Annotated in this window: 11 protein-coding genes and 2 tRNA genes; 7 read left to right on the plus strand and 6 right to left on the minus strand. The window is 65.3% G+C overall.

Annotated features, from left to right (window positions below):
* The first annotated feature begins 33 nt into the window (after window positions 1–33).
* The 3 genes from JOM49_RS14745 (at window position 34) to JOM49_RS14755 (ending at window position 4,327) form a co-directional block, all read left to right on the plus strand.
* Window positions 34–915: a TIGR03619 family F420-dependent LLM class oxidoreductase gene (locus tag JOM49_RS14745; RefSeq protein WP_209664845.1), complete on the plus strand. Its 882-nt coding sequence runs from the start codon at window positions 34–36 to the stop codon at window positions 913–915.
* Window positions 912–1,361, plus strand: a complete 450-nt coding sequence (locus tag JOM49_RS14750) for a nuclear transport factor 2 family protein (protein WP_209664846.1) — start codon at window positions 912–914, stop codon at window positions 1,359–1,361. The genes JOM49_RS14745 and JOM49_RS14750 overlap by 4 nt, the downstream gene beginning before the upstream one ends.
* 578 nt (window positions 1,362–1,939) lie before the next feature.
* On the plus strand, window positions 1,940–4,327 hold the full coding sequence (locus tag JOM49_RS14755; protein ID WP_209664847.1) for a hypothetical protein: 2,388 nt from the start codon (window positions 1,940–1,942) through the stop codon (window positions 4,325–4,327).
* 60 nt (window positions 4,328–4,387) lie between these two features.
* Here the strand turns inward: JOM49_RS14755 and JOM49_RS14760 are convergent, their stop codons facing one another.
* Both JOM49_RS14760 and JOM49_RS14765 read right to left on the minus strand, forming a co-directional pair.
* Entirely contained in the window at window positions 4,388–4,858 is a 471-nt protein-coding gene (locus tag JOM49_RS14760; RefSeq protein WP_209664848.1) for an NUDIX hydrolase, read from the minus strand.
* Window positions 4,859–4,866: 8 nt separating this feature from the next.
* On the minus strand, window positions 4,867–5,610 hold the full coding sequence (locus tag JOM49_RS14765; protein WP_209664849.1) for a DUF5919 domain-containing protein: 744 nt from the start codon (window positions 5,608–5,610) through the stop codon (window positions 4,867–4,869).
* Window positions 5,611–5,765: 155 nt separating this feature from the next.
* Here JOM49_RS14765 and JOM49_RS43680 point away from each other — a divergent pair, with 155 nt between their 5' ends.
* Entirely contained in the window at window positions 5,766–5,897 is a 132-nt protein-coding gene (locus JOM49_RS43680) for a hypothetical protein (RefSeq protein ID WP_281068316.1), read from the plus strand.
* A 236-nt stretch (window positions 5,898–6,133) separates the two neighbouring features.
* Window positions 6,134–6,388 (plus strand): hypothetical protein, encoded by a 255-nt coding sequence (locus JOM49_RS14770; RefSeq protein WP_209664850.1) that lies wholly within the window; start codon window positions 6,134–6,136, stop codon window positions 6,386–6,388.
* A 264-nt stretch (window positions 6,389–6,652) separates the two neighbouring features.
* Here the strand turns inward: JOM49_RS14770 and JOM49_RS14775 are convergent.
* Window positions 6,653–6,723: transfer RNA gene (locus JOM49_RS14775), tRNA-Gly, on the minus strand.
* A gap of 84 nt (window positions 6,724–6,807) precedes the next feature.
* Between JOM49_RS14775 and JOM49_RS14780 the strand changes: the two genes are divergently transcribed.
* A tRNA-Pro gene (locus JOM49_RS14780) sits at window positions 6,808–6,881 on the plus strand.
* 35 nt (window positions 6,882–6,916) lie between these two features.
* Here the strand turns inward: JOM49_RS14780 and JOM49_RS14785 are convergent.
* Window positions 6,917–7,366 (minus strand): nitroreductase family deazaflavin-dependent oxidoreductase, encoded by a 450-nt coding sequence (locus JOM49_RS14785; protein ID WP_209664851.1) that lies wholly within the window; start codon window positions 7,364–7,366, stop codon window positions 6,917–6,919.
* 271 nt (window positions 7,367–7,637) lie between these two features.
* Between JOM49_RS14785 and JOM49_RS14790 the strand changes: the two genes are divergently transcribed.
* A complete protein-coding gene (locus JOM49_RS14790; RefSeq protein ID WP_209664852.1) occupies window positions 7,638–8,642 on the plus strand; it encodes an autoinducer 2 ABC transporter substrate-binding protein in 1,005 nt (334 codons plus the stop codon).
* Window positions 8,643–8,645: 3 nt separating this feature from the next.
* On the opposite strand, the gene JOM49_RS14795 is transcribed toward JOM49_RS14790, so the two are convergent.
* Both JOM49_RS14795 and JOM49_RS14800 read right to left on the minus strand, forming a co-directional pair.
* Complete coding sequence (locus JOM49_RS14795; RefSeq protein ID WP_209664853.1) at window positions 8,646–10,088, minus strand: hypothetical protein; 1,443 nt, start codon at window positions 10,086–10,088, stop codon at window positions 8,646–8,648.
* Window positions 10,085–11,926 carry a dynamin family protein gene (locus tag JOM49_RS14800; protein WP_209664854.1) on the minus strand — a complete coding sequence of 614 codons (1,842 nt, stop codon included), beginning with the start codon at window positions 11,924–11,926 and terminating at the stop codon, window positions 10,085–10,087. The genes JOM49_RS14795 and JOM49_RS14800 overlap by 4 nt, the downstream gene beginning before the upstream one ends.
* Window positions 11,927–12,000: the final 74 nt, after the last annotated feature.

Consider the following 12,000-nt stretch of genomic DNA (forward strand, 5'->3'; position numbering starts at 1 on the left):
CAGCACGACTAGAACACGTTATAGTTCTGCGCTGTGAAGTTCTCCCTCTCGGTTGCCATGAGCCCGCTGGACCAGCTCACCGAGCTGGCGGTCGCGGCTGAGGAGAGCGGTTTTTCCTCGGTCGTGCTGCCGGACTCGCTGTTCTACTCCGAGGAGGTGTCGGCGGACTACCCGTACACCCCGGACGGGAACAGGTTCTGGAACGAGGAGACCCCGTGGGCCGACCCGCTGGTCGCCGCGGCGGCGATGGGCGCGGTCACCACGAACATCGAGTTCTACACCTCGGTGCTGAAGCTGGGTTCGCGGAACCCGGTGCTGCTGGCCAGGCAGGTGAACTCGGTGGCCGCGCTGACCGGCGGCCGGTTCGGCCTGGGACTGGGGGTCGGGTGGTCGCCGGAGGAGTTCGAGTGGTGCGGTGCCCCGTACGCCCGGCGCGGGGCGCGGGTGAATGAGGCGATCGAGGTGCTGCGCCTGATCCTCGACGGCGGGATGGTCGAGTACCACGGTGAGTTCTTCGACTTCGGCAAGCTGCGGATGAGCCCGACGCCGCCGTCGCGGGTGCCGTTCTACATCGGGGGGCACACCGAGGTCGCCCTTCGCCGCGCGGCGAAGTACGGGGACGGCTGGTCGTCGGCGATGATGAAGTTCGATGACCTGCGGTCGACGATCTCGAGGCTGCGTGAACTGCTGGCGGAGGCCGGCCGCGCGGACGTCCCGTTCGAATACCAGGCGGTGTGCATCGACCGGTTCGGTGTGGACGGTTACCGGCAGCAGGCGGAGATCGGGGTGACGGACGTGATCACCATGCCGTGGATGTTCGACGGCATCGGTTTCGACGGCGAGCTGTCGGCCAAGAAGGACTCGATCCGCAAGTTCGGCGATGAGGTCATCGCGGCCGTCGGGGAGGGACGATGAGCATCACCGTCAGCTGGGACACCGAAGCCGACCAGCCACCCGCGCGCCTGGCCGCGTGGCGCTCGATGCAGGCGGTCACCCGCGGCGCGAAGGAGGAGTGGCTGGCCCTCTTCGCCGCGGACGCCACCGTCGAGGATCCGGTAGGCCCCTCCCACTTCGACCCGGAGGGCAAGGGCCACCACGGCCAAGAAGGCATCGCAGCATTCTGGGACAAGGCGATCGCCCAAGTCACCCGCTTCGAATTCACCATCCGCGACTCGCACGCCGCTGGTGATGAGGTCGCCAACGTCGGCACCATCACCACGTACCTACCGGGCAACTACCGCGTGGACACCGACGGCGTCTTCGTCTACCGCGTCGGCGAGGACGGCCTGATCCGCTCGATGCGCGCCTACTGGGAACTAGACCGAGCCATGGCCACCGCCCGCGAAGTGAAACCAGACTGACGCTGACACCGAAGCGGCGGCCTCCTTAGCTCGGGAGACCGCCGCTTCGTCGTTTCCGACCTGCGGTATCGCGCGCGAGAGCGGACGACAGAATCCGAACAGGTGTTGCCAGCTCGAGCCGCGTTTCATTCTCGGCGGCTGGCACGGTCTCGGCCATGAGTGGCCAGGTTGACCGCCACACCTCACCCTGCATCCCGCCACGAAGCCCAAAGCGCGCTTACCCCGCCTCGGCGCGGTGCGACTGGCCGTTGTCACGATCAAGCGTCAGGATGGCAGCGCTGCCCGTGATCTCCGTAACAGAGCGTGCCCGCTGATCGACTCCCGCTGAACAGAACTCTACGGGAGTGGCTCCGATGGCGATGCGCGCTGCTGGCGACTGCCGGGTTTCCCCCGCGCGTTCGGCGGGAAAACCGTCCGGCCGCCGGGCGAAGTGGAGCCGGAGCCCGGTGTGCCGGTATGGATGCGCCCGCCGCGCGGGAGCCTACCGGGCCGCACCAGTGCGCAAATGGCGGCGCCGTGCCTTGATTCCCATAGAGCCAAATTTGGCAATGTTCATGATCCTGGACAGGAAGTAGCTGATGACAGTAAATAGCGATATCGCTGTTGATTCCGAGGGATCGAACCGGCATGCGGAGACAGTATTGCGATGCCATTTTCTGGGTGAAATAATCGACAGTAGCTTCATTGCGTCGAATTACGACCCTCCTCGCTCGCTGACATCCTCACTGAAACTCAGTCGCGCCGGTAATCGAATTGCGAACCAGGAGAAGGGGGGAAGTGTTGGCCTCCATGAGGCGCAGTTAGCGGTCTTCATGACGCTCTGGTCGGGCTCGGATCTATTGGTGTCGCCAGAGGAGATCGACGTCGAGCAAGTTCGACGACATATATCATCTGAAGTGAAACGGGGGAAAATTAGACTCCCGTGGATATATGGACGCGAGCTTTATGATTGGGTTGCAGAGTCGACTTTCCATGGCCACATGCAGCCAACTTATGCGGAGTGTGAACAGTTACTCGAAGAGCTGCCTCAAGGCGTATTCCAAATGGGTCCGTATGTCACGGGTCCTTACGGAATTGTTGAAAGTGTCCAATGGCGAGACGTTCCCGTGCCTTTTAGCTTGCCTGCGTTCCATTGTGAAGAAGTAGACTGTCATCATGTCCACGGTATTCGTCTCAATTCGGGCGAGTGTGGGCTACTTAAAGCGTTGGATCAGATTCGAAAGAAAGCTGCAAAGAAGCATGAGCGCAGTGTGCAGTTTGTCAACGACACCAGCTTGGTTCTGCAGGCAAAGCTGCCACCTTTCTCGTGGTCATTCACTGGATCTCTTCCTTATTTCTTGGTCGACACGCTTACGTTGAATGATCTTAGGAAACTATTAGTTGAGCTGCTTGATGGCACGAATGGCGTCCTTCGTGCTGAGGTGAAACGTGCCACGGAAGCTACGGTCAAATCTGCGAACGAGTTCGCGGCGAATCTATCGAGCGCCCAACTTCTTCAGGTGATACTGCTTTCCGATGACTCGACGATACATTCAACACTCAATGTGCTGATAAATGGACAAAAGATTGAAATACCTAAAGGTGAGACGCGAAGGTCAAAGTTGCATCAGAAGGGAAGTGGCCCGATGAGCATATCTATCGACGCTTCTCAACTTGGGGTCAGATATCGACCCCCAACCAAGCTGGTTCAACTGCGCCTTAGGCAGATTCTCTCGGAAGTTTACCCGGAAGAGGACCAGAATGCTTTGCGGAGCATGCAGTGGAAGCTCCGGAAGTATGAGGGTGATACGTCGGAGAAGAAGCTTGCAGCCGCGCTCGCGACCGAAGAGCCTGTCAATTTGATTAAGAGCCTGGTTGTTCCAGACGAATCGGCATGCGAAAACGTTCTTGGTCACCTAGGGCTGCCCTCATCCTTGGTCTCAAACCTTGACGATGATCAGATAAGTTCCATGCTTGCTTGGCATATCGGATTCACCGCTTTTGAGAAAGATGCCGCGCTTCAGACATTCAATGAGAATGCTGACGAACTCAAGCGTATCGCATTGAGTCTCCCGGTCGCTCTTGATCGTCAGGATATCAAGTCTGTCCGAGGTAGCGCTGCCAATCTATTTGCCAGCCTCGAAGAAGTACTCAAGGTTACGCTGTGTTTCTCTGGCTGGGCCCTAATTAATGATCATTATGCGTCGGGAGCTGAGTTCAAATACTCGAAAGGTGCGGCTGCTCATTTCATGAACTCCTGGCTCGTGGAACGCAAGACGCAGACTGAGTCAAGAAGTATAGAAAAAATGCGATTGAGTGACTTGCTCGAGTGTATTAGTGTAGTGTCACGGTTTCTTGAGTCTGCAATTCGATCGCCTGCTGGTTATGGTAGAAGCGCTGATCAGTGGTCGAGGATGAGTCGAGAAGTCGAATCTCCATTCAAGTTTCCCTTCAAGCACAAATTGCCTTTTTTGGACCTAAGTGAACGCTCGCGGCAGCTTCTTCTCGAGGTGTTGAAGTCCGTATCGAGTGACCTGAATTCCGGTGGAGCCTTAACTGTTCGCAACGGTTTGTTGCATCATAATGAAGAAGTGCCCGCTCGAGATGAAATCGTAGCGGCGCTATCTGTTGTAGTGAATGGCATTAGCTCTTTGGTGAGTGTTGGACTTTATCCCGTGATTTTTACCATCTACTCTCGTGACTCAGATATGAACGGGAGGCGGCGAATTAACTTACGGTCAGATGATGGGCAGGAGGTGACCCTGAAGCGCCCTAGTAGCATTCAATTATCAGGTTTTCCAACAGTGGAAACTCCCCAGGTTGTACTGACTAGGGCTGGGTTGGCTGACAGCGGCGAGCCACTTCGGTTTGAGGTCGAATTTGATACCGCATACAGAGATATGTGGACCAATTTTCCGCGGCGTCCAGTGCGGCGACCTCAGCATGGCCTTCCGGCTCAACTGGGAGCATTGGATAGTCGAACTTGAGAACTTCTTGCTGGTAAATATCATTGCGGTGCACGGATCTGATGCTGGAATGAATCGGGGTTAGCTGTAATTAGCGCTGCCACTGATTGATTTTGCATCGGTAAGTCGCTTTTGAATGGAAGGATGAACTTCAAGGGAGGGAATATTGTCCTGGGGGATCCATTTTGCTTCTGAACTCTCGTTGCTGGTGCGTAGTTCGCCGCCGGTTGGTTTGGCGCGGAAGCAGATGGAGAACTCTTGGCGTACCTCGCCGTCGTCGTAGGCTATGACGTGGTTGGGGTTGGAGTAGATGCCGATGAGGCCGGTAACCTCGCACTCGATGCCGGTTTCTTCGCGCACTTCGCGCACGGCGGCTTGGGTCAGCGTCTCGCCTAGTTCTAGTTGGCCGCCGGGGATGGAGTACAGGTCGTTGTCGGTGCGGCGGATCATGAGGATGCGGCCTTCGTCGTCTTGGATGAAGGCGGAGACGGCGACGGCGATGCTGTTCGCGGCCGGGGCGTTCGGGTCGTAGTAGTAGTCGCGGCGGGCCATGGTGCCTCCTAGAAGGTGGCGGGGCGGGCGGAGTTCCAGGCTGCTTCGAAGCTTTCGGAGTAGGTCTCGAACAGGTCCCCGGCTGACAGCCTGCGCAGGTGCAGGGCGGGGGCGTGGGCGCCTTGGAAGCCGTAGACGTGGGTGTTGATGATCATCTCGTCGTCGAAGCGGAAGATCGAGTTGTAGAGCGTGGTGTTGTGGAACCGTATTTCGATGCCGTCCACGTCGACAAGTGGCCGGTAATAAGCCAGGGCGTTGCGGATGCGGGCGGCTAGCGTGCCCTCTCCGAGCTGTTCTTCCTCGCTGCGCAGGGCCACGCTGTCGCCTTCGGGGTCACCGAACGCCAGCCGGATGCGGGCACCATCGGCGGCTTTCTTCGCCAGGCCCTTGACGAATCGGGGTCGCTCTACCAGGAACAACGCGGCGTGGACCAGGATTTCGATGGTCTGGCCGGCGTCCTTGATGAGCCTGTCCCAGAGGTCCGCGGGAATGGCGTTGCGGTGCGGGAACACGCTGACCACCTCGGCCGCTGCGGTCTCGGCCTTGCGTTCCGCGGCTACCGCCTGCGGCCACAGGTAGCTCTCCGACTCGCGCGCCAGGGCGGCCAGCTTGTGCCGGTACTTGGGGTACGGCGTGCGTCCCTTGGTGATCCAGCGTTCGACCGTCTTCGGGTCGACGTTGACGGCCTTGGCGACCTGTTCGGGGTCGAGTCCGTTGCGCAGGAGCGCGTCTCGAAGCCGCTCGTTCGCCATCTGCACCCGCCGAGGACTAGTAGGGACGACTTTGACCGTACCAAGGACGTCCCAAGATGTCCTGCCACGTGGTGATCACGTCCGGCGATTTGGCGGAGATTGGCTGTCGCGTTGCCGGGACTGGCCCGGTGACCGAGGTCCAAGGAAGCGGGTCCATGACGATCCCGGTGGCCCTGCTCATCGATGGTGACGCGTTGGATCACTTCGCCACTGCGCTCGCCGAGGCCCGCGCTGGGCTGGAGGTCGTGTCGGCTCGTCCGGAAGGTGCTGCCGATGGTGAGGAGTGAGGCGGTCCGCGCTTGGGAGGAGGTCTACCGGCGGTACAGCGACCTCAGTAGCGCTCACCCAGCCGAAAGGGCTGCGGAGATGGCGCGGCTGTCGAACGCGGTGGCCTACGCGTGGCGAGTCCTTGCCGATGAGCCTGACCAGCCCTGGTGGGTCATCGCGGCCGTCGAGACCGCCGCCCAGGCCTTCGACGCCCAAGCGCAGCAATGGCACATCCGCTCACAGCAGGAAGAAACTCATGGCCTTCAACGCGACATGGCATCCGGGCCCGGAAGCGGTCGCGGGTATGCAGCAGATTGGTTCAGCGCGGGAGTTGGCGGCCCTGGTGATCTACCTCGATCCCGACAGCCTGGCGATCATGCCCCCGCCCGACCCTTCCCAGTGGCCCAGGTTCGTTTCCCTCCTTCGCCAGCTCCGCGACGGAGCGGATGAACTGGCCGACCACCTCGACCGGACCGGCGTGCCGGGAAAGGACGGCGAGGTGGCCGAATAGGACTGTCCACAAAGGAAGTGTCCGATGGGTCGTGCGGCGACGATCAACACGAAGACGATGACTGGCCGGGTGACGCGGGCGCAGGACGGAGAGAGATCAGCATCGGCCGACCTGGTCCGCGGTCGGAGTTGAGCTACCAGCACGCGATCAGCGCATGTGACCGGCAGCTCGCCGAGGACCTGATGGCACGGACGACGAAGCGGCGGCCTCCCCGGACTCGGGAGACCGCCGCTTCGTGGTGTTTGACCTGCGATGACGCAGCTGAGCGGGCGACGGGAATCGAACCCGCGTAGCCAGTTTGGAAGACTGGGGCTCTACCATTGAGCTACGCCCGCGCGCCCCCGGAGGACCGGGTGCACAGGCAGCTTACCGGTTGCCGCTAAGCTGGGTGCAAGCCACCCGTACGGTGGCTGGTTCTACGGGATGTGGCGCAGCTTGGTAGCGCATCCGCTTTGGGAGCGGAGGGTCGCAGGTTCAAATCCTGTCATCCCGACACAGAGTCTCTGACCTGCGGGTTCGAGGTGCTCATCAGGACCCGGCTGGGGTCAGTAGGACGATCGGGATCTCCCGGTCGGTCTTCTCCGCGTACTCCTCGTACAACGGGAAGATCGCGGCCATCTGGCGCCACAGCGGCTCGCGTTCAGCGGGCGAAGCGACGCGGGCGTGGGCGGTGAAGCGGCGCGTGCCGGCTTGGACGCCGACGCTCGGGGTCGCTCGCAGGTTCTTGAACCACGCCGGATCCTCATCCGCGCCGTCCTTGGAGGCGACGACCACGAAGTCCTCGCCTGCCTTGCCGTAGATCAGGCAGGTGCGGCGCGGGGTGCCGGTCCTGCGGCCGGTCGTGGCGAGCACCAGGGTGTGGACGCCGTTCGACTCGTGGCCTTCGGTGCCATTCGAGGCCAGGTAGGTGCGGGTCTGCTCGGCGACCCAGTCCCACTGCGAGTCGGTGGCGTGGTCGAGGTCGGCGGCGACAGCCATGACGGGGTCCTTTCGGGGGGAACGCGTGCCTCGGCGACAGTAGTCAGCCGCGACCCCTGGTTAGCCCGGATGGGGGTGAGCCCGGTCACTCCCGAGACGGGGCCGGGACGCGGCGGTGTGAGCCCGTCCGCGTACACTCCGTGTTCGCGCGTGCCCGGTCAGGTGGACGGTGAACCCTGTACCAGAACGCGGCGATTTGGTTACTCGCTCGCAACCCACGTGGTGGACGTTCGTTCTGTTCTGCGCGTGCGCCCGACGAAAGGACCCATCGATGAGGCTGCCGAGACGGCTCGCCGTGATCGCGGCCGTGGCCTGCCTGGTCCTGTCCGGGTGCGGCGCCGAGCCACCCGCCGAGCCACCGGCGGAGTCCATCGAGATCGCCTTCGTGCCCAAGGTCCAGTCCATCGCCTACTTCGACGCGATGAACGGGGGCGGCCTGCGCGCGGCCGACGTGCTCGGCGTGCGCTGGACCTACCGCGGCCCGCTCACCGCGGACGCCGCCGAGCAGGCCGCCATCGTGCGCGAGTTCGTCGCCCGCGGGGTCAACGTGATCGTGGTGGCCCCCAACGACCCCGAGTCCATCGCGCCCGTGGTCGCCGAGGCCAAGGCCAAGGGCATCCGCGTGCTGACCACCGACACCGATGCCCCCAACTCCGGGCGCGAGCTGTTCGTCAACCAGGCGAGCGCCGAGAGCATCGGCCGGGCGCTCACCGACGAGCTGATGCGCAAGACCGGCGGCACCGGGCAGTACGCGATCGTGTCCTGCGGCCCCACCGCGGCCAACCTCAACGCCTGGATCGCGGTGCAGAAGGCCTACACCGCGCAGAACTACGCCGGCGCGCAGATCGTCGACATCGTCCACGTCGGGGAGGACCAGAACGCCGCGGCCGCCAAGGCCAAGGAGCTGATGGCCGCGCACCCCCAGCTGACCGGGCTCGTCGGCGAATGCACCACCTCGGCGCCCGGTGTGGCCAAGGCCGTGCGGGAGGCCGGGCGCATCGGCCAGGTGTTCACCGTCGGCGTCGGCACCCCGCAGTCCATGAAGGAGTACCTGCGCGACGGTTCGGCGTCGGCCTCGGTGCTGTGGGACGTGGAAAACCTCGGCTACCTGACCGCGTGGGCGGCGAAGCAGGCCGCCGACGGCAAGGTGCCCGAGCCGCTGAACAACGTCAGCCCCGAGTTGCCTGCCGTGCGCTACAACGGCGCCGACAAGACCCTGGTGCTCGGCGACCCGCTGCTGATCACCAACGACAACGTCGACCAGTTCGACTACTGACGCTCAGGCGTAGGCGGGATTCCCCGACAGCATCGCCTCGCAGCTGCGCAGCACGACCTCCGCGGCTCGCCGGGCGGTGCCGCTGAGCGCCGGGTTCACCGCCTGCTCCCGCCAGTGCCACAGCGCGTCCTGGATCGCCTCCTGCAGTTCCGCCGGGGCGACCTCCTCCTCGATCCCGAGGCGTTCGAGCAGGCCGGCGCCGAGGCCGCCGGTCAGGCGGACGGCGTCCTCGACCAGTTCGTCCGGCAGCTCGGACCGGCCACCGCGCAACGCGGCGAGCACCCGCAGTTCGGCGAACTCGTGGGCACCGGAGACCAGGCGGTCCAGTTCGAGGGCCAGTTGCTCACCCCCGGGACGCGGTTCACGCCGCAGCAGGACCTCCAGCCCGAGCAGTGCGGCGCGCGCCTTGAGCACGTCCTCACGCGCGCTGAACTGCTGGGCGATCGCGTCCCGCAGCTCGCCGAGGCCGCTGCGCTGCACCAGTTGTCCCGCCAGCGCGGGCACGGTGTTCGCGCCACGCCGGATCAGCGCGGTCGCCAACCGCAGCCCGAAGAGGCCGAACCGGCCCAGCAGCCATTCGCGGGCGCCGGGTTTCAACGGCAGGGGCGCGTCGGCGCGGATGAACCGGTCCGCCGAGAGAAGCCTGGCTTCCAGCTCCGGCCGGGCCACCTGCGCGAGCGCGGTCAGCGCGGCGAACTCCGGCTCGCTCAGCGTGCGGCCCGCGCTCGCCACCAGCCCGGCGACCGCGACCACGTCCTGGCACAGGTCCTGCACCTCGTCGGTGCGCCGGTAACGACGGGCGACCTGACGGGCGGAGATCAGCGCGTCGACCCGGCCGGCGCCGAGTTCGTCGGCACGGGAGAGCACCACCATCGCGTGCACGGGCGGCGCCCACGGGCTCGGCGGGCCGTGGAGCGTGCGCAGGGCGTCCAGTTCGGGCCCGTGTGGCCGCCGCACCAGGTACAGCACGGCGTCGGCGTCGGTCAGCCCGCCCGCGAGCGCCTGCGGCCCGGCTTCGGGGTCCAGCGCGGGGGTGTCCATCAGCACCACGTCGCGGAGCTGGCGGCTGGGCCAGTCGACGACCAGCCGGTCCACCTGCTGCCCGGCCAGCGGGGCGAGGTCCACCCGCAGCCGTCGTTCGGCGCGTTCGGCCCCCATTTCCCACGGCGCGGCCCCGCCCGGCGGATACGCCAGCGCACGCGGGGCCGAGCCGCCCTGGTACCAGGTGATCACCTGGCGGTCGCCCAGCTTCAGCGGCGCCACCTCGTCCCCGGCCAGCGCGTTGAGCAGGGTGGACTTCCCGGTCTCCGCCGGGCCGACCACGGCCAGCCGCAGCGGTTCGGCGAACCGCGCGAGGTGCCGCTCCAGCCAGCTCGTCGCGCGGGGACTGTCCTGGTAGAACGCCAGCGCGCGCTGCAGCAGTCCGCCCGCTGCCTCGGCGATCACGCGATCAGCCCCCGCGGCGAGCTGGGCGTGATACGGGCCGCGGCCATCGTCTTGAGGCGCTGGCGGATCGCGGCGAGTTCGTTCACCGCGGTCCTGATCTCCTGCGCGCGCTGCTTGCGCTGCGCGGCCTCGGTGTCGATGACCTGCTTGATCGCCTTGGCCGACGCGGAGATCTCCTGGCGCTGCTGCTGGGCGTAGGCGGTGAACCGGTCGCGCAGGGCGCGCTGGAGCAGCCGGGCGGCGTCCTTGCTCTCCTTGCCGTAGGCCAGGAAGAAGTCGTCGACGTGGCGTTGCGCGGCGGTCTTCGCGGTGGCCTGGCGCCGCTTGAGCCGGTTGCCGCGTTCCTCGAACACGCTCTTCGCGCCGAACGCGGCACCCGCGCCGAGCGAGATCGGGTTGATCAGCGGCATCCCGGCCACCGTGGTCGCCAGGCCGAACATCAGCAGCCCGGTGTACGACCCGCGCATGCCGACGAAGAGCTTCTGCCCCACGGAGAACCGCTCGACGCGCGGCTTGCGCACCCCGCTCGCGTGGTCGTCGGGGGCGTCCGCGACCAGCAGCTCGTGCAACAGGTCCTCGTCGCCGGGCGCGACCTGGCGGGCCAGTTTGTGCGCGATCCAGTCGAACCGTTCGAGCAGCCAGTTGAAGTTCGTCTCGGCGACGGTGGCCAGGTTGTCGGTCAGCCAGTCCTCGAAGGTCTCCCAGTCGCGGGAGGGGTCGGCGGCGTCGAAGTACTCGTCCACGTCGCGCAGGATCTGCCGGGTGCGGTCGCGCAGGTCGTACTCGAGGTCGGCGATCAGGTCGGAGATCTCGTCGCCGAGCAGGGTCTGCCAGCGCGCGGAATCCTGCTGGAGCTGCTCAAGTTTGCGCCCGGCGGCCTGCCAGCGGGCGACGGCTTCGGGGGAGTCGCCGCGCTGGGTCGCGGAGAACTCGTCCTGCAACGGCGGCACCAGCTGGTCCACGGTCATCCCGGCGAGCGCGGCCACGGACCTGGTGTGCAGCACGTCGGCCTGGTCCAGCCACTCGTGCTTGAGCCGGTGCATCAGCTCCTCGAAGCCGGATTCGGCGTTGAGGTCGCGATCGCCCGCCTTGGCGGCGGCCAGCCGCAGCGCCGCGGACACCGGCACCACGGTGGCGTTGAGCCCCGCCTTGGCCAGCCGGGCGCGGTTGCGTTCGGCGACCACTCGCCAGCCGGGCACGATGTCGATCTTGGTCAGCGCCACCATCACCGTCGGGCACACGCGGGCCACCTGGGTGAGCAGTTCCAGCTCGCTCGGCGAGAACTCGCTCGTCGCGTCGGTGGCCATCAGCACGGCGTCGGCCTGCAGGATCTCCGAAAGTGCGGTAGCGGTGCGGGCGGCGTCCCCGGCGGGCGGGGTGTCGATGAGCACCAGGCCGGTGGCGAGCAGCGCCCGCGGCAGGCCGATGTGCGCGCGGGCGATCTCGGCGCCGGGCTGCGCGGCCTCGCGGTTGGCGTCGGCGGTCACCGAGTCGACCGCGGCCGGGACGAGCTGGCTCGACGGACCGCTCTCGAGCATGCGGTCATGGCGGACGACCGGGTTCAGCACGACCGCCGCGCTCGGCGCCTCGGCGTACTCGACCACGGCGGGCACGGTGGTGGTCAGGTCGTCGCCCGTGGCGCACACCGGCGCGTTGACCAGCGCGTTCACCAGCTGGCTCTTGCCCTGGCCGGTCTCGCCGATGACCAGGATGCGCAGCTTCGGATCGATCAGCTGCGCACGTCTTTCACGCAGGCGACGGAGCAGATCCGGGGTCCCGTGCGCGGCGCAGGCCCGGATGGTGTCGTCCATCAGCTGGAGCCAGGGCGAAGCCATCACTCGAAGGAGTGTGCCGTGTCCGAATCGAAATGCAAAAGTGGCCCGGCCCGTTCAGGTGAACGGGCCGGGCCACG

Origin of the sequence: Amycolatopsis magusensis, assembly GCF_017875555.1 — a bacterium.
GTDB classification, from domain to species: domain Bacteria; phylum Actinomycetota; class Actinomycetes; order Mycobacteriales; family Pseudonocardiaceae; genus Amycolatopsis; species Amycolatopsis magusensis.